This window comes from Lysinibacillus sp. FSL K6-1151 (assembly GCF_038630755.1).
Lineage (GTDB): Bacteria > Bacillota > Bacilli > Bacillales_A > Planococcaceae > Lysinibacillus > Lysinibacillus fusiformis_D.
On record NZ_CP152040.1, the window covers coordinates 2006841 to 2031646 of the forward strand.

Genomic DNA, 24806 nt, shown 5'->3' on the forward strand with positions numbered 1-24806 from the left:
TCTACACGAATGCTTGTTCTTGTGTTGATTATAGCAAGGATTCGAGCGTGCATCCAATATCAAAATTTTCCTTGAACAGAGCATTTTGAAAACCTGATGTGCAATTCATAACAATGAACAGAAACGATTCTGTCTGCTATGGTGACGATATTGTAATTGGTTCTGGTGATAGAGGTTTTATCAAAAAATTGCAAGACTGGGGAGACGAGCTGATTCAAAAAATGAAGTTTTAAATTATCATTATTTTTTCACTAGGCATTTTTAAAAATTGAAAAAACGGTTTCATGCTATTTCATCGTATTGACGGGACTTCGTATTGGGCCAAAACGTAATAGTTGTAGAATGGATTCATGTTCAGTTAATGGTGCACGCTAGTTGAAGAAATGGTAACTATAGTGTGTTCGATGTTTAGTTTATATAACAGAGTTTTGCGAAAATTATCGTTGTATGCTACATTCAAAATGCTCATATAACTTGTGCTGGTATCTTTAATAGTTAAAAACAGAGTAATGTTGCATAGTGCCTTCAATCATATTGGGGGCATTTAGGCGACACAGTTCCAAAAGGTTCCTATCAATTACTCGGCTACACAAATGTAGCTCTGCTCGTCATTCCAGAGGAAAATGTAGTAGCAGTAAGAATGTTCAACCGTTATGGTTCATCTGAAGGATACGATTATCTAAACGACATTCGGTCTTTTGGAGATACTGTTTATAAATGTTCCTTAAAGACAAGTACAACCCAATAATGGTAGGTGTTTCAGATTCGACGACAGCTCCCAAAAAAGGTTGGAAATTAATATTAGACTTTGGTAAATTAGAGCTTTTTTATTATTTTACTAAAGGGGGCATTAATTAAATAACAAGAAAGAGGTATCCATCTCATATGAGGTGATCTTTTTTATTTAAACGGTGTCAAGATGCAAGAGTTGTGGAACGGATTCTTATTCAACTAACGAAGCAGTTTAGTTGAATATGTAACTTTTGGTAGACAATTGGTGTCTATATAAAAGAGGTGGGTGGATTGAAAATAAAAAAATTATTCTATGGTTTGATCGCATTAGCTTTATTCATGATTACAGGATGCAATATTCAAGGAGGAACTACAACAGTATCAATTGACAGTATAGATGCCGAAGAAGTTTTAACATTAGATTCTGATGCTGATATTTTCCAGTATGATGGAGTTATCTACAAAACTAATATTGATTGGGTTGAAGAATTGTCTTTAACAAAAGATGTTCAAATCAGTGAAATAAAAACAAAAAATGATGCTAATACAGATTTTAGAGATGAGATGTCGAATAAACTTCCTGTTGGTACAAAGATTTTTTCTACCAAAGAACGAGGAGATATTTTAATTGTTGAATCTGAAGGACAAATCAAAAAATATCTTGCAATTGTTGAAGGGTAAGCAAAGTATCTTGTTCAACAAGCGTGGTGCGCTAATTGAATAGCTAGAATGATGTATCCATCTCATACGAAGTGGTCTTTTTTATTTATACATGGTCAAAACGTAAGAGTTGTGGCAACGGATTCTTGTTCAGCTAACGACTCGGGTTGTGTTAGAAGGAAAATTAATGACAATCATAGAAACTTACTTATAACACCTAATTGGGAGGGGCATGTATGACAAAGGAAATTTATGTTGTGAGACATTGTGAAGCAAGGGGACAAGCTGCTGAAGCACAGCTAACAGAACAAGGAGAAAAACAAGCAGAATTATTAGTGAGGTTTTTTTCCAATAAAAAAATTGACCAAATAATTTCAAGCCCATTTTTACGTGCTATTCAATCAGTTGAGCCTATAAGCCAGAAAAAAAACTTACAAATAGAAATAGATGAGCGTTTGTCAGAACGTATCCTTTCTACAACAGATTTACCTGATTGGTATGAAAAGCTGAAAGAAACATTTAATGATGCAGAGTTAAAATTTGAAGGAGGAGAATCAAGTCAAGAAGCAATGAATCGAATAGTAAATGTAGTAGATGACGTTTGTAAAAGTGAAATTGAAAACACATTGATAGTTACGCACGGTAATATCATGTCGTTATTGCTAAAAAATTTTAATAATGACTTTGACTTTGAATGTTGGAAAAATCTTCGTAATCCAGATGTTTTTCAATTATGCTTAACAGAAAATGAAGTAAATATAGAACGAATATGGCAAGGTTAAACGACAATAAAATAGTAGGTTTTATTTCGCTAATGGGGCCTTTAACTGAATAGCTAGAAAGATGTCCCTATCTCATAATTAGAATTTTCACCTTTTCATCCAATGTCATTCTCAATTGTTAGGATAAAACCAATAGATGCACCCAATCGTTAGGGAAAATCTAATGACTGAGGTGCATGTTTCTTTCTAAATTAAAGGATCTTTTGTTTTTGTTTCTCCAGTTGGATTCTTTCGTATTCCACCTCTAATTCTCTGTGTTTAATCAAATACTCTTTTTTTATTTGATACACCTTAATCACACTGAAAATCGCAATAATAAAGGCAAATACAAGCATTAATAATTGTATATTTGAGAAATACAAAAAAACACCTCACTTTCTTTATATATTATACATTTATCTGGATATTATGTATAATGAAGTTAATATTACATTATCCATTAATGTAATATTTTAACATAAATAAATAAAACAAGGAGGTTTGCTGTGATGAAGAAGCTTCAATTTTTTATTTGTGGTTTGATTGTTACGTTGATTGCTGCTACAATTTTTCCGAATTTTGCGAATGCTAATGAATTTGGACGTAAAGAAAGTGCTTTAGCCGAATCCATCTACTATAACTTGGCTACACAAACATTAGAGTTTGATGAAGAAGCTGCCCAGGAATTATATCATTTCTCAGATGAAGAATTAAATTATTACGAATCTCTCGAATCACTATCTCCTAATGAGGTTCATCATAAACTTTTAACCTTTGGGCTAGACATGGAAAATTACGATGGTACAATCCTTTATAAAGAGAATGAAGATGGAGAAGTAACACCATATGCTGTTATCGCATGGCTTGCCGGAATTGGTTTGGTTTCTTTCATAGGCTATTTCTTCTGGGACCGATACTTGACACATAAAGAAAAAATGAATTACATGAATAAATGCTTTGCACAGGGTGGCAACCCCATCATTGACTCAAGAGATGATGCTGGTTTAAATGGACAAACCAATGCGACGGAGGCTAGAAAAATCGGTGGTTATAATTTTGCTTGCCAAAAACCATAACCTTCAATGGAATGGGCAACTCGTCGAAAAAATGACGAAACGAATGTGAGAGCCCTTCAAAATCTGAATTTTGAACAGTAAAGACAACAGCCTTTCTGAATAGAAGGGCTGTTGTCATAGTGTTGAAAATCAAAACCATCAATAGCATTTTTGTGAAAGGTGAGAGGTGAAAAAGGATTTCCGTTGCAGGCTACTTGCTTTCTTGTGGGCGAGCGCCGAGCCGCTTCGTGCAGGGCATCGCCTGTCTCACTATCCCACGGGAGTCAAGTAGCCTTCCACTTCAACCCACAAAAATGGTACCTTTTTAGCAAAGGTTTTCAACTAAAGTGAAAGTATTCATTACTCTTTATGGAAGGGTGTTGTCACTCATCACTTCTCCACATGAAAAATAAGAGCCTATCCTTTCTCTCATCATACAAATAATGGGCTATTTTGTTTACTACGGCTCGTATGAAAGATAAGGACAAGACACTTTTGCCACATGGTGATTGGAGTGGAGCCAGCGTCACTCCTAGGGGATTTAGCGTCACAGATGAGACCCTGGAGCGAAACGCAGTGAGTGAAGCGGCTCATCGGACGCCCCCTGGAAAGGACGCTGGCGGAGCGGAAATCACCCGCTCACCTTGCCAAAGGTTCTTTTTCTGCTATTGACATCACCTTTTTTCAACAACAATAACAACAGCCCTTCTGATATAGAAGGGCTGTTGTTATTTAGATTTCCACGATTTCATTCGCTAATTTTTGTCGGCTAATCCAATAGCCTTGGAGCGTAAAGACAATAAGTGTTGCTATTAAGAAGGCGCTGCTTGTGATGCCTAATGTTAAGTAGTCATAGGACATCGGAGAGCTTTCATCAATGAATCCCAGCATTCTTGTTAAAATAAGTCCAATAAACGTGCCGACAGTGAGGCCATATAGCACAAACGATAGGACTTGCGTCAAAATAAGTTTTATTAAACCATTTGGTGATAGGCCTATCAATCGCTGAATGACATAGTCACTACGTTTGGTATAAATGGTATGCAGTAATGTTTGCAGTACACCAAGGACAGTAGCGACAATTAATAGTACAAAGACGCCGACAAATAGGCTCCAACGTTGGAAGAACATTTCACGGGATTGCTCCATCATGGTCACTTTATCCGTAAATTTCAAGGCTGGCCAGCGCTCTTCTAAGAATGACAGGTCAGACAATGCTTGCTCAGGGTTAGTCGTTTCGACCATAATGTCTTCAATGATTGTGTGGTCCTGAGAAGTGAGGAAGGATGACCAATCCACGATTAATTCTGCGTAGTGAAGAGGTGCATCAATAATTCCTATAATTTGTAATTCACCTGTTGGCCGATCCTGCTGTGCAGCAACATCATAGGAGCCTATTGTAATACGATCACCAACCGATAAATGATGACGATTCGCCAAGCTTTTTGTCACTAACAGTCCATCCTGTAAAGGGCCCTCGATTTTTGGCAACTTCCCTAATTGTCCAAATTTCTCGATATCAATGGTTGTATAGTTCTCTGGTAGCCATTCATCGCCGAGTTGCAGGGCAATGTACGCATTATTACTTTGTGCATAAGCATACTGCACGCTTGGCAAGGCCTCCATTTCCTTAATAACTGCGGGTGTAAGGGTTGGATCATTTAATTCATTATTGATTTTTACAGCGGTTTCGTATTGTGATTCGGTGAAGGCTAGGTCATTATGCTGTAACGTTTTCATTAACGAGCTACCAAAGGTTAAAATGACCATTAACCCAATAATGCTGAGCACAATCGGCCTATTTTTGCGTACTTGTGGCATGACTTGCTGGCACGCTAAATAGGCTTCCTTGCCAAACACTGCACGAATCGGCTTTAATGCAACCTGAAGGAGGGCTGTAAACAGATAGGGGATGAATAACAGTAAAATCCCACAAATCAAGATCGTTCCGATTAAAATCAAGAGTGCTCCTTGATTGCTTCCTGTTCCTGTCAGTTGTGCTTGCAACAAAAACAAAACAGCGATAATTCCTCCAATGCCGACCATGATCGTTTTCCATTTGGTCCAACGAAGACGTAAATTTTCATTGTTTGTTGCGATTTGTAATGGCAATAATCTGGCACTTTTTGCTACTTGCCATTGTGTCATTACCTGAAGAATCAAGAAGCTCGAAAGCGCGATGACAATCACAAAAGGAAGAGGAAGCTCTGTTCTAGCATTTGGTAAATGTAAGAGGCTAATCAATTGTGGTAGCCAGACTTTTATGACCAGTAAGCTCATCGTTGTTCCGAGTATAACCCCAAAGCAAATAATAAGTGATAATTGTAGTTTGACAATGCGCCTAACTTGCTGCACTGATGCACCGAGAGCACGTAAAATCATCAGCTGTTCTTTAATTTTATAAAATAATAGCTGGAAAGTGGACAGTAATAAAACACTTGCAATGAGTAAAATAAAGACAGCTAGGACAATCATAAAAATCATTAAGCTTTGTAAATTTATTTTAAACAAATCATAATCACTCATGACATCTACACGAAAAGTTTCATCAAGTTGCTTGATCTCTGTGCCAACTGCCTTAGCAAGGCCATCCTCTGTTTTAATAAGTGCAAACATACCAGCAGTTTGTGGCTGACTATTATTCATCCATGTTTTCACAATGGTATTTGGCAACAATATGATATTAGGGCTATCCGTACCTTTCATCGTTGGTAAAATTTCTCGCACAATAAAATTCTTCGTTTGAATATGAATGGTGTCTCCGACGTTCTTCTTGAAAATACGTGCCACATTTTCTGAAATAATGGCATCGTTCGGACCAAGATTCATCTCGAAATGATAGCGGCTTTTCACAAGGTCATCATTTTCTACGCCAACGGTATAAAAGGTTGTGCTTTTTTCTTGCTCAACCTTTGTGTGAGCTAAAGATACATTAGACACTTGGGTGACACCTGCTAGGCTGGAAAGTAACTCTATTTGTTGTGTCGTTAACAGCTGATGTTGATCTGGATTATAGCCGACCATTATATCCATTTCTCCGTACAAGGCTTGGATGTCAGCCTTCATTTGATTATGGGCGTTTAAAGCGTAGACACTCATCGTCATCACAAGGCAAATGGAGATGGTTATAATGCTAATACTCGTTAGGACATTTGCCCAAGCGGCACGAAAAAGTTTTAGGGCAACGGCACGCATTGTAAACATTATCGCTCCCCCCTCGTAGCCTGCTTAAATTTCATTAAAATACAATCCAAATCCTCTTCATTTCGCTGATTCTGATAAGAGTCTACAATCGCACCATCATGGAAGAACAACACCCGATTGGCATAGGTAGCAACATAAGGGTCATGAGTGACAAGTAAAATCGTTTGTTGACTCTTTTTTTGAAGCTCAACAAGCAACTCCAATATCTCATCCGTCGTATTGACGTCCAGCGCTCCTGTTGGCTCATCAGCTAGCAAAATAGGCGGATTTGCGATAATGGCACGAGCAATAGCAACCCGTTGCTTTTGTCCTCCTGATAGCTCATGTGGTCGATGCTTTGCCCAAGCGCCGATTTTCAGTTTTTCCATCATGTGCTGCACGCGCACTTTAATGTCCTTACTAGAAACATCATTTAAAATAAGGGGGAGTGCAATATTATCTTCCACGGATAAATCTTTTAACAGATGAAAGGATTGGAAGATAAAGCCGATATTTTCTTTACGAAATTGCGATGCTTTGGGCTCTTGATATATATCCTGAGCCTCCTGACCAAATAAAAATAATGCCCCTTCTGTTGGTTCATCAATCGCACTAATCATATTCAGTAGGGTACTTTTACCAGAGCCGCTTGTCCCCATAATGGCCACCATCTCTCCTTGATAAATGGTGCAATGGATATTTTTTAAGGCGTTCACGGTGTGATGCTTTTGCTGATAAATTTTGGACATCCCTTCAACACGTAACACTTCCGTTAAACGTCCTTCAGGGATGGGTATTGCATTAATGACTTCTTTCAACGGATTGAACCCACTCATCAAGATATGCCCCCTTTAATTGTTGTCGTAATGCTTGCAAGCCACGGCGAATATGTGTTTTGACGGTGCCTTCAGGGCATTGTAAAATCGCTGCAATATCCTTGACGGAGTAGTCCTGATAAAATCGTAGCAATAACACCGTTTTATACTTTTCCTCAAGCTGGCAAAGAGCCTGCCATAAATCCAGCTCTTCCTCGATATATGTAGGAGATGTACTTTTTAAATCCTCTAAGGTTTGTGGTTCGACAAGCTGAACCTTCTTTTTCTTGGCTATATAGGTTTTACAGCAATTGATCATAATGCGGGTTAGCCAAGTGGTAAAATAGTGCGGCTCCTTTAATTGTGCTAAGCCCTCAAAGGCTCGAATAATCGTTTGCTGAAAAACTTCTACGGCGTCGTTTTCATTTTGTACATAGACATAGGCCATACGATAAAGCTTATGCTGCTCCAGCTCAATTAGCTGATAAAACGCTTGCTCATCGCCATGTTGGGCTAAGGCTACAAGAGATTGTTGCGTGGTTGTAATGAAAATCGCCTCCTTTTCAACTATTAGACTCGGCAAGTCGTCATTTCGATTCAAGTTTTTTATTTTTTATGAAGAAACTTAATAAGCATACCCATTTAATAGAAGGTTATCAATTTACTGCTATAATGATAGTGGTTTAATCGAAAAAAGGAGTGAGTTTATGAGCAAAAAACCTATTTATGTTGAGATAGACATCCAGGCTCCTATAGAAAAAGCATGGGATTATACACAAAAACCTCAGCTGCATGAGCAATGGGATTTACGTTTTACATCCATTACATATATACCGAAAAGAGCACCTGAGGAGTCACAGCGTTTTACCTATGAAACGAAGGTCATACCAGGTTTACAGGTTAGTGGCTGAGGAGAAAGCAAGGGGGAGCATCATAAAGAAAATGGCATCATTGACCGCTTCGCATCGGATGACGATATGGGGGATTCCTTTTTTACAAATTGATTATCATATTGAAAGAAATAAGGTAGATTGGCAGGAAATGACTAGTTCAAACGAGAAGGTCCTTATAGAGTCAACTAAAAAGGAGTGATGGTTTGCGTTTAACAAAAGGAATTACTGGTTTTGATGCCGAGCATTTAATCGAGCAGGATATGCGTACGTTTCAGTCGATGGTGTACCATTTAGTGACAAGTGAACAGCGAGCAAAAGTAAGACAATTTATCGATGAACCTCCCTTTGTCTACATGCAGGCAATGGTGGACTTAGATGGGGAGAAGCTGACAATTCTTCATCATCGATATATGCCCTATATTGCGTTTGCCAAGCAGGATGAGGAGCTTCCCTTTACATTTTTATCAAAGCCTCGGCTACACAAATATTTTCCCATGCGTAAATGCTTAGAAGCGACTACTCTTACGACATTACTATCAAAGGATCAGGCTTTACATAGCTTATCAGTGACGGAATGGCAGTACATCGCTTATTTCAATAGCCAAACGATTGGCGACGTTATGTTTAATGCTTGGGATTGATTGTAGTCCAATATACTCAAGACGAAAGATGCTATAAAAAACACTATATTGACCAAGTTATTTCTGGAAATCTAGTAAAAATTCCTAAAGCCACCAATCCTTCTTGTTAAATGGTAGATTACTATTTATGGAATAGATATGGAAAATAAGGAGTTTTTGCAGATGAAGTTCAAAACAATCAGTCGACGCATTGTTTTTTCTTTTAGTATTGTCATCGCCATCATGATAGGCTACATTGCGTACAATTATTATGCCATCACACAAAGCAACAATGCGACAGAACAAATTGTTCAGCAAGAATTACAATTATTAATTGCAGATTTTGAGCAAGCACAAACAATCGATTTAAGAATAGCGGCAGTTAGAGGCTATGTACTGTCTGGTAATGAAAAATATAAAGAGATTTTCCAAGATAATGTGGCGAAGGCAGCCGACAACGAGGAAAAACGATCAGCACTCACAACCTCAGGTGAATTCGGGAAATATGCGCAAATGGCAAAGGAATGGAATCGTTATATTGAACAACAAGTATTTGCAGTATATGACAAGGGTCAAACCGAGCTTGCTATCCAAAATTTAACGAAAATGGATGACACGGCAACCGCGATTCGTGAGGGCTATGAAGGGTTAGCGGCGCAACGAAAGCAAGCCATTAATGAGGTAGGCACGGACATGATTGCTGCTGGTGAAAATAAACAGCTAATTGCGATTGTCGTAGGTATTTTCATTGTCCTGCTAGCCGTGATGATTGAACTACTAAGTGCCCGTGGTATTTCAAGACCCATTATTACATTAACAGAGCGTATGCAACGAATGACGAAGGGGGATTTAAGCGAGCCCCCTTTACCTATTCAATCAACGGATGAAGTGGGCCAGTTGATGGAAGCGACCAACACAATGGCAGATATTTTAAATCAACTCTTGAAACATATTCAAACAGTGTCGGATGAGGTAGCGGCTCACAGTGAGGAGCTTTTGCAGTCAACCACGGAGGTAAAAGCAGGTACAGAACAAGTTGCCCATACTGTTACAGAAATCGCCAGCGGTACAGAACGACAGGCAAACCATGCAGCAGATGTCGCTTCCTCCATAAACGACTTTGCTGTCAAAGTAACGACTGTTCATGACGGCAGTAAAGACGTTCAACAATATTCGCAGGAAGTCAAAGCTTTAACAGAAGAAGGTAGAGATGCCATGACCTCTTCCACAAAGCAAATGGAAGCGATTCAGCAGATGGTAAAGAACGCGGTGGATCAGGTAACTGGTTTCAGTAAACAAACACAAGAAATTTCTAAGCTTGTAGCGGTCATTCAAAATATTGCGGCACAGACAAATTTATTAGCACTGAACGCAGCGATTGAAGCAGCCCGAGCTGGGGAACAAGGAAAGGGCTTTGCAGTAGTAGCCGACGAGGTTCGCGCATTAGCCGAGCAGGTGGCCTTCTCCGTTGATGATATTACAGCTATCGTAAGAGCTATTCAGGATGATTCAAGTACAGTGACCTCCTCATTAGAGCAAGGCTATGGGGAAGTAGAAAAAGGCACAGCGCAAATTGCCACGACCAATACAACATTCTATCGTATTGCAGATGCGATCGATGCCATTGCAGCAAGCATTGATGGGATGTCATCAGATTTGCACGGGGTTGTTCACAATACTGTCACGATTCACCAATCTGTCGATGATATTGCGGCTGTCTCTGAACAGTCAGCGGCAGGTATTCAGGAAACATCGGCGACCATTGAACAGGCTGCAAGCTCTATGGAGGAAATGAAACATAGTGCCGAGCATTTAGCAGAAATGGCCGAACAATTAAATGGCCTCATTCGTCGCTTCAAACTATAGAAAATTGCGCTTGATTTCAAACTTCCAACACATTTACGCTGTATACTATTGCATTGGAAGGTGGAATCATTTTGAGAAAATATTTACTTTTATTATTAATGAGTACTTTATTCATGGCACCAGTTGCCTATGCCCATACGATGGATAAAAGTACACTATTCACAGATGTCCCTGAAACAGCCTCCAATATTCAGGACATTATGGTATTACACAGTATTGGGCTTCTTGGGTACAATGGCAAAGATATGGCCTTAAACCCAACAGACAACTTATCACGCAAGGATTTTGCAGGCTGGGTAGGTGGCTTCTTTGGCCTAGCAGGATCGACTGTAGATGAGCTAGCACAAGCAGCACAAAAAGAGGATTACGTTTCTTCCTTAGAGGGGGACCTTACGTACAAAGAAATTAATACTGCCCTTTTTCATCATAAACTAGAACTAGCGAATCCAGATGCAACCATGACAAAAGAGGAGTACATTGCGTTCTTAACAGAGAACCTAACATTTGATATGGGTGGTCATACGCTTATTCAAATGGGCGGCTTTGCAGAAGGACCAACAGGTACTATTGAAGATGTCGTAACAGGTGACGAAACAGGGCTCATCATTGGTGGTAAAACATACATGCTGTCAGGACACCCGCGCATCTTTGCTGATTCAACAGATGCCAAAAGCTGGGTAGGTCAACAACTGGAACGCTCTATTTTCACAACAGCAGGAGATCATCATCATGGTCATGACGGTGGTCAAGAAGAAAGTCACGGGGATCATGCCGAAGGGCACGGCGACAGCCATGAACACGAAGCAGCAGCCTCGAATGAAGCTACTCTACAATATGTGCAAATTAGCTCCGCACAAGTAGCAAAAGAGGACGCCAAAGAAGTGCAGTCAGCGAATGCCACGCCAAAAGAACAACAAACAGCCGCAGCAGATGACACAACATCCAACTCAAATACAGTATGGATGATTGCCATCCTAGTCGTGCTAGCAGCTATTTTCGCCTTTGTTTTTGTGAAACGAAAAAAATAAAGCAAATTTTAAGAACCAGCAATGATCGAGGAAATTCGGTTATTGTTGGTTTTTTTTACAGGGAATTTTATTTATACAATAAATTTTAAGGATTTAAAAAATTTTAAGGATTTAAATTCCGCTTAGGTAATAAAAAATGTCGTCAGTTGGACAATATCTTCCTATCCTATTCTGATTTAAAACCCACTTAGTTAATGAAAAACTGTGATTCAAATATTTAAAGAAAAGACTCGTTTCTTTATTTAAAATCCACTTAGTTAATGAAAAACGAAGCTCGTACTATAGCACTTCGCACAATATCCATATTTAAAATCCACTTAGTTAATGAAAAACCTTTTTGCCATGCCCTGTTATCATTTTCAAATCCTTGATTTAAATTCCACTTAGTTAATGAAAAACTTTCCGTTTAGCAGGTTATTCATCTGGGACAGCCTAATTTAAAATCCACTTAGTTAATGAAAAACCGGTTATCATCAATGCTAATCTAAAACATTCTCATATTTAAATTCCACTTAGTTAATGAAAAACGCTACAACTAACATCGGTGACAATCGCGGTTTTTACATCTTTAAATTCCACTTAGTTAATGAAAAACTTTTTAGTGTTTAACATTAACACAACAAATTTTTCTCTTTAAATTCCACTTAGTTAATGAAAAACCGATGGTAAAAGTGCGTATCCAGAAGCAAGTCATGAACTTTAAATTCCACTTAGTTAATGAAAAACTGATGTTGAAACGCAGCGTTTAGCTTGGCAAAGTATCTTTAAATTCCACTTAGTTAATGAAAAACACTTTTCATCAGTCAATTAACGTGTTGCGCTGTCGTCTTTAAATTCCACTTAGTTAATGAAAAACGGCAAAATACGATTACTATCCACGTTCTAAAGAGGACTTTAAATTCCACTTAGTTAATGAAAAACAAAGACTTCCATATTTCTATATCTGCTTTTGTTTCCTTTAAATTCCACTTAGTTAATGAAAAACCTATGTTCGTAGTTAAAGAAAAACAGAAGTACCAAACTTTAAATTCCACTTAGTTAATGAAAAACTCTAACTGTGTTGCTTCACTTTCAGAATACTGTTTTCTTTAAATTCCACTTAGTTAATGAAAAACGTTGAGCGATAGCATTAACGGGCACTGTGGATATTGATTTAAATTCCACTTAGTTAATGAAAAACAAGATTTAGTAGTTCTAACTGAAGGTATGCTAGCTGATTTAAATTCCACTTAGTTAATGAAAAACGCATTGCAACGCCTAAATAATAAACGCTTTAATTACTATTTAAATTCCACTTAGTTAATGAAAAACTATAAAGATGTTGATGAAATAAATCAGGATGGAAATGATTTAAATTCCACTTAGTTAATGAAAAACCTTTGTAAGATAACCGTGGAGTCTAGAAAGTTCAAAATTTAAATTCCACTTAGTTAATGAAAAACCGGTCACTCATGGACTTTCTATTCGACTGTTTCAAGATTTAAATTCCACTTAGTTAATGAAAAACGATGATGATGATGTTGACATGAAATATTATTAAAAAATATTTAAATTCCACTTAGTTAATGAAAAACATGAAATACCAGGAGTGCTCCAGCTGATGAAATACCATTTAAATTCCACTTAGTTAATGAAAAACAGGCGACTCATATGGTGAAGCGAAAGACTTCATCAATTTAAATTCCACTTAGTTAATGAAAAACGGATGTTCCCTTGGATGAACGTTCTCTGACTATTACATTTAAATTCCACTTAGTTAATGAAAAACTTACGACACAGCGTCATAAAGAAATGTTATGCAGAATTTAAATTCCACTTAGTTAATGAAAAACGAAGCTAAAGTATCTATCGATTATGAAGACGTAAACAATTTAAATTCCACTTAGTTAATGAAAAACGATTTCGCATTGGATACCAATGATCACGAATGGATCAATTTAAATTCCACTTAGTTAATGAAAAACGCCTCAGTATCAAATGCATGAACAGATGCGATGACATTTAAATTCCACTTAGTTAATGAAAACCCGCTTCTTTAGATATTATGCAGTCCAGTGAATCAATATTTAAATTCCACTTAGTTAATGAAAACCCCTGCTGCTAATCCTGCAACGACACCTGATAATTCTATTTAAATTCCACTTAGTTAATGAAAAACGAAACAGAGTTCCAAGCATCTTTCGAAGAATTACTGATTTAAATTCCACTTAGTTAATGAAAAACTAATGCAGCATCTTCAATGAATCAAATTGAGCAAGATTTAAATTCCACTTAGTTAATGAAAAACGGGGAACGGGATTAGACGTAAACCGCAAACGTGTTAATTTAAATTCCACTTAGTTAATGAAAAACGATATTGCTCGTCAATTACGCCTTTTTGCTTCATTAATTTAAATTCCACTTAGTTAATGAAAAACATGATGGTCGCTGGCAACAATATGAAGCCGTTCTTAATTTAAATTCCACTTAGTTAATGAAAAACGTAGCACTCCTAAGCTACTTGCAACTCGTCCCATCAATTTAAATTCCACTTAGTTAATGAAAAACAAGGACTCGAAAGGATAAAAAAGCCCTGGTATCCTCTATTTAAATTCCACTTAGTTAATGAAAAACATAATTCGCCAATGTATTACCACCTGCCATATCAATATTTAAATTCCACTTAGTTAATGAAAAACCTTAAAACTGTAGTATGTACCACCCCAATATGTATTATTTAAATTCCACTTAGTTAATGAAAAACGGTTTGTACATCGTCCTCAGCACTCACTTTCTTTAATTTAAATTCCACTTAGTTAATGAAAAACTTATTACGTTGATGTGAAAGGAAATGTTTATTCTCGTATTTAAATTCCACTTAGTTAATGAAAAACCAAAAATTTGTAGATGAAGTAACTGTGTTGTTAGAAAATTTAAATTCCACTTAGTTAATGAAAAACTTACTGTGGTGGTGCTGATAAATTCAATGTTGTTTTATTTAAATTCCACTTAGTTAATGAAAAACTTGAGAATCATTTCTTAGACCAAATACCTGAATAGGATTTAAATTCCACTTAGTTAATGAAAAACGTGGGAGCATACGGAGCTACGCCCAGACAACTTTGATTTAAATTCCACTTAGTTAATGAAAAACTGAAATACCAGGAGTGCTCCAGCTGATGAAATACCATTTAAATTCCACTTAGTTAATGAAAAACTGAGTTCGATACGTTTGTACATAAGTCTTGTACAGATTTAAATTCCACTTAGTTAATGAAAAACGAAATACCCGGAGTGCTCCAGCTGATGAAATACCATTTAAATTCCACTTAGTTAATGAAAAACCCCACCTTAATCATAATCAAAAAAACCTTATTTTTCAACGCTTTATCGGGTTGTATGTTGCGACCAATATCATTTTTTGCAGTCAATCGGTAGTCCAGAAATTTTCCTTTGTCATTCAAGTGCCTCAACGCTAGGCATGGTAAGCTTTGAAGGGATTTAATGTTGTAAAATGATTCACTGCAATTTTATATAAAGAGGGGAGAATCCGTTCCATTCAAGTAATAGTTCATGACGAGCACATGCTCATAGGGAGTTTTGTATCTACGTTAAATATTTTCATGCTTTATAAATTTGCCTTACTCGTGTTACCTCCCCATCATGAGAAATCGGCGTATACTTAGTGCTTTTACCCTTCAATGTGAATTTCATATTTGGGGAGGGATATAGGCTCTTGGTTGCTACTAGTTACTGTGAGTTTTTTATTAGATGTAGTTGAAGAGGGAACAGGAAGTTAAATGAAGTTTAGTTAGAATCACTAATCTTAATCAGCTAAGTAAAAAACCTACTCGAATTAGTCTCAAGTAGGCTCTTTTGCGGTCTTTTTAAAAGAAAGTTAAGATTTGAGGTAAGTGAATTTTCACCTAGTCAATATAAAATGATATAGTTTCAAACAAATTAAATAATATTTGAAACTATATATTTGCATTCTACTTAGTTAAATAAGATTTTTCTACCTTATCAAAAGTAGCCAAGGAAATAAATAGACATAAACTCAAAAGATAAACATTAGCCCTATTTAATTGTCAAAAATTGTTGATAAGTAGCGAAAAATAGATTAGTATAAAAATAAGTTTATTTTTGGATAAACCACCTAAAATTTACGGTATCTAGTATTGAGCTGCGAAAAAAAGGGAGGTGAACAAAATGAGATTGCAAATCATTGTTGAAGCGGAGAAAATACCTAAGCATTATCACTTTTTAGCAGGAAGTATAGTTAAAGCTGGACTATCTTCGTTCAATCCAGAATTAAAGGAAAGTTTGTATAGCTTTGAGGAACATCAAGCTAACAAGGCGATGCGTCCTTTCACAGGAGCGATTTATTTAAATGGTTATACGCTAGAAGGTGATGAATTTATCATCCATCAAGACATTCGTATGACCATTTCTTCTTCTGATATAAATTTTATGATAACACTTTATAATGGCTTACTTGAGCATCAGCAAATGCAATATAAGTCATACACCGTACACATTAAGCATGTTAAATTTTTATCTGAAAAATTGCCTACAAAATCTCAAGCTCTATTTAAAACAAACAGCACCATCATTATTAAAGATAAAAACAATCAATATTTAAATATTGATGATCCTAATTACGAGAAGGAATTGAATTATGCGGCGAATGAATGCCTAAAATCTGTTGCTGGGCGAACATTACATCAGCCACTTGTTTTTACACCAGTCATGATGCATAAAAAAGTTGTGCAGTTAAAGCATGACAAGTTTAAAAATTTAAATGAAAAAGGAATTCTTTATTTGAATGGTTTTGAGGGAAGTTTTGTACTAGGAGGACATCCAGAAGATTTAGCTTTATTAACGCAGACGGGTATTGGTTTTAGAAGATCACAAATGCTAGGCTGTATTGAAATGGTGAATGAATAGGAGGTGAAGTGAATGATTGAACTACAGTTAGATGAAACAATTTACAATGCAAGTATTTTGGGACTTTGCCGTGTATTTGACTATGCAAAACTAGAGTATAGTAAGAGCGATCATCAGACTATTAGTTTTCCAGAAAGCAATTTAGCGAACTTTGAAGAACATTATTTTGCCTATTTATCTGCTCAATATGGACATGAAACAAATTACTATAAAATGACTAATCCTAATATTGTTGAATTTTTATTAAGAGCGAAAACTGACATTGGAGATGAAAAAAAATTAGAACGGCTCAATGCCCATATTGAAAAAGTGAAGTACTGGTTGTCATCGAATAGTTATAAGAATGTCTATCCATTTCTGTCTGCGATTCCATTTGATTTTTTAGAGGCTGCGAAAAGTTTAAAAAAGGTAACACAGAGGAAAAAAGAAACCTTGGAACAAATACAGCCGCAAATTGTAGATGCTGTGGACGCATTACTACAAATTGTCGAGCATTTAAAGCATAAGGATGCAAAGCGATTTATCATCCCACGTGTCCTTACATATCAAGTTATTCAAAGTTTTTGGTCCAATGTTTCCTTTCTAAATAGCAATGCGAGTAAAAAGGATCTCTATGATGAATATTTTAATTACTTCATCAAACCTGCTCAAGATTTTCTAACGTCAAAGAAAGATGAAAAAAAGTACGAAAAAAATAAATTAGCATGTGCGTGCTGTGACAATAAAATGAAGTCTATCTCAGAGGCATTTGATCTTACTTGGGTACAAAATTTAGGGGTTGATGGGGCAAGAAAGTCCTCACATTATTGGAATCATCAGCGCAATTTATTTATTTGTCCAATCTGTAATATTGTGTATAGTTGTCTACCATTAGGTTTCACATTGAAAAATGGGATAGGTCTCTTTATCAATAGCAATCAATCCATTGTCGAGTTATTAGCTTACAATAAAATCCAGTTGCGCAATGATAGAGGAGAAGAATACACACGCGATAAGCTGGAGGAAATGGCCTATTCAAAAATTATCAATGAAATGTATCAACACGCAGAAAACAAGAAGAATGTAGAAATTGATAATATCCAGATTGTTAAATATGACAAAAATAATGAATCCAGACCTTATACATTCAATATGTTATCCTGTGACAAAGCACAGCAGCTATATGATAGCCGGAATGACTTCCATTACTTGACGGGGAAATTTGTTAAGGAAAAAGGAGACTATATAAGCCTCTATCAAGAAGTTATTCGACGTTTTTATAATGGACAGCGTTTTAGTGATTTACTCTATCGTTTAATACGTTTAGTAATCGATGATAAATATGCGGATACTTTTTCTATCTACAAAATTCTGAAAATTTCAAATCATGGGTTAAAGGGAGGTTCACATTATATGACAGATAAAGAGTTAAGAAGTATTCGGATTAGCGGCTACGAATTAAGAAAAGTATATCGAGGTCAAGAAACAAAATTAAATGCTATTTCGCACCGTTTGTTAAATGCGTTAAAAGTAAAAAATCCTAATAAATTTATGGAAACAATTGTACAGGCGTATAGCTACAAACGCCATGAAAAATTAGGTATACCCATATTTTTCACAACAACACTAAGTGATATTGAAAAATTCCAAACAATTGGCTACGCATTTTTAATAGGATTAAATGGAAAAGATTTCGAAAAAGAGGATATGGCAAAGGAGGAGCAAGTAAATGAATAAAAAAGGATTAACAGTCAGTATGATAGTTGAAGCAGAAAGTGCCAACTATGGTGAGGGTGTTGGGAACGTTGCTTCTTTGAAAAAAATTTCCCGCGGAGATCATGAAGTGTATACGTATATTTCACGTCAAGCATTGCGTTATAACATTGTCGATCAAATGGATATCAATCATACGCCATTGGGTATGGATGGCTCCGTTATTCAATTTCACCCAGAGGCAACAATCGCAGATTATCCTGAAATTGATTTGTTCGGCTATATGAAAACGGTAAAGCCAACGAAAACTCGTGCTGCCGTGGTACGCTTATCCAATGCTGTCGCATTGGAAAGTTATAATACAGATTTAGAATTTTTAACGAATAAAGGGTTGTTTGACCGCCATAAAAGTGCAACGGCTAATGAGGAATTAAGAGGTGGAAATATTGCACAAAGTGAAATTCATAAATCCTTTTATGCTTACACACTGACGGTGGATTTAGATAAGATTGGGATTGATACAAACGATCAAATCGAAATTCCATTAGAGAAACGTGCTGAGCGTGTTATTTCTTTATTACGTACATTAAAATTTTTATATCGCGATATAAAAGGGCGTCGAGAGAATTTAGCGCCAATTTTTGCGATCGGTGGTGTCTATGATTTAAAAAATCCATTTTTCGAAAATCGGTTAAAGCTTCAAAATAATAAGCTTGCCGTTGCAACGGTTGAGGGAATTTTAGCATTGGATTCACATATTCAACAACATACACATGTTGGCTTAGTCAAAGGATTATTAGCTAACGACGAGGAAATTGAGCAAAGTTTACAAGCCAAACCAATGGCAGACTTCTTCGCGCAGTTAGAGCAGGCTGTATCAGACTATTATAAGTAAGCAGGTGAACATATGAAGGGGATTCGGATTGAGGCTTATCAGAACCTAGTGAACTACAAAAAGCCTACGAGTTTTCAATTAAAGGAATCATATCCACTGCCCCCGTACTCGACTGTTATTGGCATGGTGCATGCGGCATGTGGCTTTACAAGTTATGTGCCAATGCAGGTGAGTATTCAGGGGAAATATCATGCAAAGGTCAATGATTTATGGACGCGCTATGAGTTTGCTGGTAGTTCGTATGAGCAAGGCCGCCATCAGTTGAAAGTGGAGTTATCAGATGGAAAAGCACATGGGATTATACGGGGTGTTTCCACAACAGAGCTATTAGTAGATGTCGAACTAGTATTGCATATTGTACCAGAGGACAAGCAATACATTCCAATCATTATCGACGCACTAAAATCACCTGCTGAATATTTATCACTTGGTAGACGCGAGGATTTATTACAGATTAATGTGGTGAAGGAAGTAGAAATAGAGATTCAAGAAATGGAAGAAGACAAGGAAGTTAATTTTGATATTTTTATTCCGCAATCGATGACCAAGAGTGATATTTATGGAAAAGTCGGTACATCCTATCGTTTAAATAAAACTTATAAATTATTAGAAATTGCTAAAGGAAAGCACATTCGTCAGTGGGAAAAAGTGGTTGTTTCCCATGTACCAGCTTCTTCGACTAACTATCTTGCTGCATATGAAAAAGTGCTTTTCGATAAAGATGGCTATACCGTATTTTTAGTATAAGAGTGGGGAATGTTCTCCATTCTTTTTTTTATAAGGAGGTTAGTAGATGTTTGAAAAGCTACTAGCAAAATCTGCAACAAAAACATCCGCCGCACAAACGATTATTGAGCATACGAACCATTTAATTAATAGATGGGAAACATTTCGTGAAATTTATCCAAATGCCTTGTCAAAGAAAGATTGGGACATTTTATTACAAGCGGTGAAGTACCACGATTTAGGGAAGGCAAATACCAAATTTCAGAATAAAGTACGCACAATGGAAGAGCATATAGTTGATTTATTTCCTGAAATAGATGAAATTCCTCACAATTACTTAAGTTGTGCATTTATGCCGATTAAAAATCTAATCACCCAATATGGTAAAGAGGATGCTAAGATATTAATTTTAGCTGTTTATTATCACCACGAACGGGCAGAGCAAAATATGTACGAGAGTGGTGATGAGATTAAAAAGGATTTACAAAAATATGTGCCACTATTAAATGGTGATTTTAATATTCGTGAGGAACCTAAATTTGATTATCGAAAATTTACCGATCGAAAATTTCTTAGAAACCGTGAGCATCTTTATCGATTCGTCCGAATAAAGGGCTTATTAAATAAGTTGGATTATGCAGCAAGTGGAAATTATGAAGTTGAAATTCCTCCTGATGATTTGCCACAAAAGATGGAAAGATATTTTAGTGATAAAAATCGCGCTCGGAATAAGTTACAAGACTATCTATATGCTCGACAACAAGATAATCATGTAGTCATTGCGTCAACAGGTATTGGGAAAACAGAAGCTGCACTTTGGTGGCTGGGTGATGACAAAGGCATTTTTACATTGCCATTAAAAGTGTCCATCAATGCGATTTATGACCGATTAATTAATGAAATTGGCTGCAACAAGCAGAATACAGGATTACTTCATAGTGATATGCATGCTGAATATGTCAAACGTGTGGATGAGCAAGACCTTGATTTAATAACGATCACACATGCGAAAAATCTATCTATGCCGCTTACAGTAACAACGATCGATCAAATTATTGATTTTGTCGGGTTATATCCAGGCTTTGAAATGAAACTTGCCACATTAGCCTATAGCAAAATTATCATTGATGAAATTCAAATGTACAGCGCAAGATTAGCTGCCTTTATCGTATTAGGGTTGAAGCATATTACGGATATAGGCGGTAAGTTTTTAATTATGACTGCCACATTACCACCACTTTTCATAGAAGCGTTAAAACGATTGGAAGTGCCGTTTGAAAAACGAGAAGACCCATTTTTAAAATTCAATGGCAATAATCAGCCGATTCAGCGTCATTTTATGCAAATCGTTGAAAAGGATTTAACGCTAGAAGAAATTTTAAAGCATCCACTGGAACAAAAGGTATTAATCATTGTAAATACGGTGACGAAAGCACAGCAATTATATAAAGAATTTGAAGAAACAGGGATTAAGGCTTCTCTTTTGCACAGCCGTTTTATTAGCAAGCACCGTCAAGAAAAGGAAGATGCGATTTTAGCATTAGGAAACAAAGATTGCCTAAAAACGGGAATATGGATTACAACACAGTTAGTAGAGGCAAGCGTTGATATTGATTTTGATATTTTATTTACTGAGCTTTCGGAGGCATCAGGTTTATTTCAACGGATGGGGCGTATTTATCGAACGCGAGATTATGTAAAAAACATACCGAATATTTACGTTTTTACAGGCGATCCATTGCCATCAGGTATTGCAAACAACAAAAAATCTGTTGTTGATTTTACAATTTTTTCTAAATCCAAGGAAGTGCTACTGCAATATAACAATCAGCTAATGGATGAGAAAATTAAAATGGAGATTGTGGAGCAAGTGTATAGTAGAGAAGCTTTAGGAGCAGAGTGCGAATATATTCAAACATTCGATGAAACATTAGCTTGGTATGAGGATTTATTACCTTATCAAAAGGAGAATAAGCCAACTTTAAGAGATATTCAAAATCAATTGGTGATACCATATGGCATTTATAGGGAAAATGAATTCGAAATAGAGAATATAAAGAATGAATTATCTAAAAGATTAGCATGGCAGACGAAGATTAATTTGTTAATTGAATTGCAAAAATTTACAGTGCCTATCGCAACTTGGGCATATGATAATGCAAGAAAACGAAAAAATGGAGAGGTTACTTCAACAATTAGAGTTGATCGCTATACAGAATATCCAGTTGTGACCTATCAATATACAGAGGAATTCGGCTTAATTTTTGCAAATGATGTAGATGCCTTCTTTCATTAATTATGGAAAATACCATACAAGGGGTGAAAGCATATGCAATGGGACGATTTAAAGGCAACCGGTTTGCAAGTCCAATATTTGAAAGTATGCGAGCGCAAGCTATGGTTACATTCACATCAACTTGGCTTTGAGGATGAGGACGATAACGTACAACAAGGGAAAGTATTGCACGATACGTCCTATCAACGCCAAAAGTCAAAAGAAGTTTTGATAGAAAATTTAATTCGCATTGATATGATGGACAAGCATTATGTAGGAGAAGTGAAATCTAGTAGTAAAATGGGACAGGGTGATAAGGCGCAGATTCTATATTATTTATTCGTACTTGAGCAAATGGGGATATATCGAAAAGGCAAAATACATTATCCAAAAGAAAAACGTGTTGATGAAATTGAATTAACGGAAGAGGATAGAGAGGCCATCCCTAAATGGTTAGCCCAAATCCAACAAATTATTCAGCTAGACAAGCCTCCTAAGAAGAAAAAATTAAGATATTGTACAAAATGTGCTTACTATTCATTTTGCTGGGTAGGTGAAGAGGAATGAGAAATGTATATTTATTTAATAACGGAAGGATCCAAAGAAAAGATTCTACTATTTATTTAGTATTCGAAGATGGTACGAAAAAAACATTACCAATAGAAAATACAGAAAATCTACATGTATTTGCGGAAATGGACTTTAACACCTCTTTTTTTAATTTGATGAATCAAAAAGATGTGAATATCCATTTTTATAATTACTACGGCTACTATTCAGGTAGTTACACACCTAGACGAAAAAAAGTGGCGGGCTTTGTTGATGTCCAGCAAGCAGCTCATGTACTTGATTTGAATAAAAGGTTGTATATTGCACAACAATTTGTCTATAGTGCTATTCATCATATGTTACGCAATATTCGTCGCTACAAAGATGAGGTAGAGCCATTCATCGATGAAATAACGCAACTAAAGAAACAAGTTGCAGATGCTACGGATATACGAACCTTAATGGGCATTGAGGGGAAAATTCGCTTTACTTACTATCAATGCTTTAATGCAATTATTAAAAATCCTGATTTTCAATTTTCAAAGAGGGAAAAGCGTCCGCCTACAAATCCAATTAATGCACTTATTTCATTTGGCAATAGTTTAATGTATACAGCTGTATTATCTGAAATGTACAAAACGCAATTAAACCCAACAATTAGTTATTTACATGAACCAGGCTCACGAAGATTTTCCCTATCACTGGATTATTGCAGAAATCTTCAAGCCGTTGTTAATGGATAATTTAATTTTTATGTTAATTAACAAAAAGATGATTCGTGCGGAACATTTTGAATATATCGAAGAACATATTTGCTTATTAAACGAAACAGGACGTAAAATTTTTATTGCTGAGTTCGAAAAACGAATGAGCACAACCATTAAACATCGAAAATTAAACAGACAAACCTCTTACCGATTTTTAATTCGTCTAGAATGTTATAAATTAATTAAACATCTGATTGGTGATGAAGATTATAAAGCATTGAAAGCGTGGTGGTAACATGTATGTGCTGATTGCGTATGATGTGGATGTAAAACGAGTAGGGAAAGTCCATAAAGTATTGAAAAAATATTTAACGTGGACACAAAACTCCTTATTTGAAGGAGAAATTACAGAAGGACTTTTAAAACAATGCCTAGCTGAATTAGCAACAAAGGCTAATCCGAATATTGATTCGATTTATGTTTACCGAATTGCCAATCCAAAAAACATGAAAAAAACTGTGTATGGGGTCGAGAAAGATTTTGAGAGCATGTTTCTATAGTCAACTATTATATTATCAAATGATTGGTCAAATAAAGAGAGAATCGATTGCATTCAAGGTGCTTCATCCAATTTCAATACAACAAATTCTCTCTTTTTTGTAGATTGCAGTGAACCATTTTACAACATAATATCCCTTCCAAGCATATCATATCTAGCTTTAAGGCACTTTGATTGCAAAGACAAATTTTTGAATTACAGATTGACTGCAAATATACCATATTGATCACAACGCACAACCTGTTAAAGCGTTGAAAAATAAGGCTTTTTTGAGTATGATAAAGGAGGGTTTTACATTAACTAAGTGGAATATAAATTTAAAATCGTTAATATGACAAGGTGGAGTAAAAAGGTTTTACATTAACTAAGTGGAATATAAATATGTTGGAAAATGACGTGTTTATTGTCACACAAGGAGTTTTACATTAACTAAGTGGAATATAAATAGCTAATCTCGATGTCTGGTAAATCGTAAGTACGACGTTTTACATTAACTAAGTGGAATATAAATCTACTCCTAGAGTGTGGTATCAGCTTCAAGGACATTGTTTTACATTAACTAAGTGGAATATAAATCGATGTCAAAAATGAGCACCCGACATTAGGATTACCGTTTTACATTAACTAAGTGGAATATAAATTTAGCTAAAATCTCCTTGATAATGCTGTTGTACTGGTTTTACATTAACTAAGTGGAATATAAATTAGGACGTAGTATGGATGAGACTACCTTGCAAGATAGTTTTACATTAACTAAGTGGAATATAAATTTTTTTGCTGTGTAACATTGTGGCATTTTTTTCACGTTTTACATTAACTAAGTGGAATATAAATTTGCTCTCCTGGTAGCCTGTTGGTGCTGCC

Annotated in this window: 18 protein-coding genes, 1 pseudogene and 2 CRISPR repeat arrays (1 of these 21 only partly in view); of the genes and pseudogenes, 16 read left to right on the forward strand and 3 right to left on the reverse strand. The window is 36.1% G+C overall.

The window, feature by feature from the left end; genetic code table 11:
- Window positions 1–1014: 1014 nt before the first annotated feature.
- The 3 genes from MHI04_RS09610 (at window position 1015) to MHI04_RS09620 (ending at window position 3229) form a co-directional block, all read left to right on the forward strand.
- A complete protein-coding gene (locus tag MHI04_RS09610; protein WP_230594003.1) occupies window positions 1015–1413 on the forward strand; it encodes a hypothetical protein in 399 nt (132 codons plus the stop codon).
- A 215-nt stretch (window positions 1414–1628) separates the two neighbouring features.
- Window positions 1629–2174 (forward strand): histidine phosphatase family protein, encoded by a 546-nt coding sequence (locus MHI04_RS09615; protein WP_342535603.1) that lies wholly within the window; start codon window positions 1629–1631, stop codon window positions 2172–2174.
- A gap of 488 nt (window positions 2175–2662) precedes the next feature.
- A complete protein-coding gene (locus tag MHI04_RS09620; protein ID WP_089932289.1) occupies window positions 2663–3229 on the forward strand; it encodes a hypothetical protein in 567 nt (188 codons plus the stop codon).
- 711 nt (window positions 3230–3940) lie between these two features.
- Here MHI04_RS09620 and MHI04_RS09625 read toward each other — a convergent pair.
- The 3 genes from MHI04_RS09625 to MHI04_RS09635 are packed head-to-tail and all read right to left on the reverse strand — an operon-like array spanning window position 3941 to window position 7807.
- On the reverse strand, window positions 3941–6412 hold the full coding sequence (locus tag MHI04_RS09625) for an ABC transporter permease (protein WP_342535604.1): 2472 nt from the start codon (window positions 6410–6412) through the stop codon (window positions 3941–3943).
- On the reverse strand, window positions 6412–7227 hold the full coding sequence (locus tag MHI04_RS09630; protein ID WP_342535605.1) for an ABC transporter ATP-binding protein: 816 nt from the start codon (window positions 7225–7227) through the stop codon (window positions 6412–6414). The genes MHI04_RS09625 and MHI04_RS09630 overlap by 1 nt, the downstream gene beginning before the upstream one ends.
- Window positions 7193–7807, reverse strand: coding sequence for a sigma-70 family RNA polymerase sigma factor (locus MHI04_RS09635; protein ID WP_283778132.1), 615 nt, complete (start codon window positions 7805–7807; stop codon window positions 7193–7195). Before MHI04_RS09635 ends, MHI04_RS09630 begins: the two co-directional genes overlap by 35 nt.
- Window positions 7808–7913: 106 nt before the next feature.
- Between MHI04_RS09635 and MHI04_RS09640 the strand changes: the two are divergent.
- From MHI04_RS09640 to cas2, 13 genes and pseudogenes are all read left to right on the forward strand, one after another.
- A pseudogene (locus tag MHI04_RS09640) lies at window positions 7914–8114 on the forward strand (hypothetical protein); the annotation flags it as partial.
- A gap of 188 nt (window positions 8115–8302) precedes the next feature.
- Window positions 8303–8740 (forward strand): hypothetical protein, encoded by a 438-nt coding sequence (locus MHI04_RS09645; RefSeq protein WP_338653949.1) that lies wholly within the window; start codon window positions 8303–8305, stop codon window positions 8738–8740.
- Between the two features lie 162 nt (window positions 8741–8902).
- Window positions 8903–10585: a methyl-accepting chemotaxis protein gene (locus MHI04_RS09650; protein ID WP_342535607.1), complete on the forward strand. Its 1683-nt coding sequence runs from the start codon at window positions 8903–8905 to the stop codon at window positions 10583–10585.
- A gap of 71 nt (window positions 10586–10656) precedes the next feature.
- Entirely contained in the window at window positions 10657–11613 is a 957-nt protein-coding gene (locus MHI04_RS09655; protein WP_342535608.1) for a hypothetical protein, read from the forward strand.
- 109 nt (window positions 11614–11722) lie between these two features.
- Window positions 11723–14937: a CRISPR direct-repeat array (repeat unit 28 nt; unit sequence TTTAAATTCCACTTAGTTAATGAAAAAC).
- An 864-nt stretch (window positions 14938–15801) separates the two neighbouring features.
- Entirely contained in the window at window positions 15802–16539 is a 738-nt protein-coding gene (gene cas6, locus MHI04_RS09660; protein WP_342535609.1) for a CRISPR-associated endoribonuclease Cas6, read from the forward strand.
- A gap of 12 nt (window positions 16540–16551) precedes the next feature.
- Window positions 16552–18255, forward strand: a complete 1704-nt coding sequence (locus MHI04_RS09665; RefSeq protein ID WP_342535610.1) for a Cas8a1 family CRISPR/Cas system-associated protein — start codon at window positions 16552–16554, stop codon at window positions 18253–18255.
- Window positions 18248–19126, forward strand: coding sequence for a type I-B CRISPR-associated protein Cas7/Cst2/DevR (cas7i, locus tag MHI04_RS09670; RefSeq protein WP_036128961.1), 879 nt, complete (start codon window positions 18248–18250; stop codon window positions 19124–19126). Before MHI04_RS09665 ends, cas7i begins: the two co-directional genes overlap by 8 nt.
- 12 nt (window positions 19127–19138) lie before the next feature.
- A complete protein-coding gene (gene cas5b / locus MHI04_RS09675; RefSeq protein WP_342535611.1) occupies window positions 19139–19873 on the forward strand; it encodes a type I-B CRISPR-associated protein Cas5b in 735 nt (244 codons plus the stop codon).
- Between the two features lie 46 nt (window positions 19874–19919).
- The gene (cas3, locus tag MHI04_RS09680) at window positions 19920–22148 is read left to right on the forward strand and encodes a CRISPR-associated helicase Cas3' (protein ID WP_342535613.1); all 2229 of its coding nucleotides are present in this window, start codon (window positions 19920–19922) and stop codon (window positions 22146–22148) included.
- Between the two features lie 33 nt (window positions 22149–22181).
- Window positions 22182–22694, forward strand: a complete 513-nt coding sequence (cas4, locus tag MHI04_RS09685; RefSeq protein ID WP_342535614.1) for a CRISPR-associated protein Cas4 — start codon at window positions 22182–22184, stop codon at window positions 22692–22694.
- Window positions 22691–23419, forward strand: a complete 729-nt coding sequence (cas1, locus tag MHI04_RS09690; protein ID WP_342535615.1) for a CRISPR-associated endonuclease Cas1 — start codon at window positions 22691–22693, stop codon at window positions 23417–23419. Before cas4 ends, cas1 begins: the two co-directional genes overlap by 4 nt.
- A 10-nt stretch (window positions 23420–23429) precedes the next feature.
- Entirely contained in the window at window positions 23430–23678 is a 249-nt protein-coding gene (locus MHI04_RS09695) for a CRISPR-associated endonuclease Cas1 (protein ID WP_342535616.1), read from the forward strand.
- Window position 23679: 1 nt separating this feature from the next.
- Window positions 23680–23943 (forward strand): CRISPR-associated endonuclease Cas2, encoded by a 264-nt coding sequence (cas2, locus tag MHI04_RS09700; RefSeq protein WP_009371077.1) that lies wholly within the window; start codon window positions 23680–23682, stop codon window positions 23941–23943.
- A gap of 287 nt (window positions 23944–24230) precedes the next feature.
- A CRISPR array of direct repeats spans window positions 24231–24806; the repeat unit is 29 nt; unit sequence GTTTTACATTAACTAAGTGGAATATAAAT; it runs 550 nt beyond the window's last position.

Excerpts from the sequence above, each read along its gene's own strand:
- MHI04_RS09630 (WP_342535605.1), bottom strand. The coding sequence starts at position 7,227 with ATGAGTGGGTTCAATCCGTTGAAAGAAGTCATTAATGCAATACCCATC.
- cas6 (WP_342535609.1), top strand. The coding sequence starts at position 15,802 with ATGAGATTGCAAATCATTGTTGAAGCGGAGAAAATACCTAAGCATTAT.
- MHI04_RS09695 (WP_342535616.1), top strand. The coding sequence starts at position 23,430 with ATGTTAATTAACAAAAAGATGATTCGTGCGGAACATTTTGAATATATC.
- cas2 (WP_009371077.1), top strand. The coding sequence starts at position 23,680 with ATGTATGTGCTGATTGCGTATGATGTGGATGTAAAACGAGTAGGGAAA.
- cas4 (WP_342535614.1), top strand. The coding sequence starts at position 22,182 with ATGCAATGGGACGATTTAAAGGCAACCGGTTTGCAAGTCCAATATTTG.
- MHI04_RS09665 (WP_342535610.1), top strand. The coding sequence starts at position 16,552 with ATGATTGAACTACAGTTAGATGAAACAATTTACAATGCAAGTATTTTG.
- cas7i (WP_036128961.1), top strand. The coding sequence starts at position 18,248 with ATGAATAAAAAAGGATTAACAGTCAGTATGATAGTTGAAGCAGAAAGT.
- MHI04_RS09620 (WP_089932289.1), top strand. The coding sequence starts at position 2,663 with ATGAAGAAGCTTCAATTTTTTATTTGTGGTTTGATTGTTACGTTGATT.
- MHI04_RS09650 (WP_342535607.1), top strand. The coding sequence starts at position 8,903 with ATGAAGTTCAAAACAATCAGTCGACGCATTGTTTTTTCTTTTAGTATT.
- cas5b (WP_342535611.1), top strand. The coding sequence starts at position 19,139 with ATGAAGGGGATTCGGATTGAGGCTTATCAGAACCTAGTGAACTACAAA.
- MHI04_RS09615 (WP_342535603.1), top strand. The coding sequence starts at position 1,629 with ATGACAAAGGAAATTTATGTTGTGAGACATTGTGAAGCAAGGGGACAA.
- cas3 (WP_342535613.1), top strand. The coding sequence starts at position 19,920 with ATGTTTGAAAAGCTACTAGCAAAATCTGCAACAAAAACATCCGCCGCA.
- MHI04_RS09625 (WP_342535604.1), bottom strand. The coding sequence starts at position 6,412 with ATGTTTACAATGCGTGCCGTTGCCCTAAAACTTTTTCGTGCCGCTTGG.
- cas1 (WP_342535615.1), top strand. The coding sequence starts at position 22,691 with ATGAGAAATGTATATTTATTTAATAACGGAAGGATCCAAAGAAAAGAT.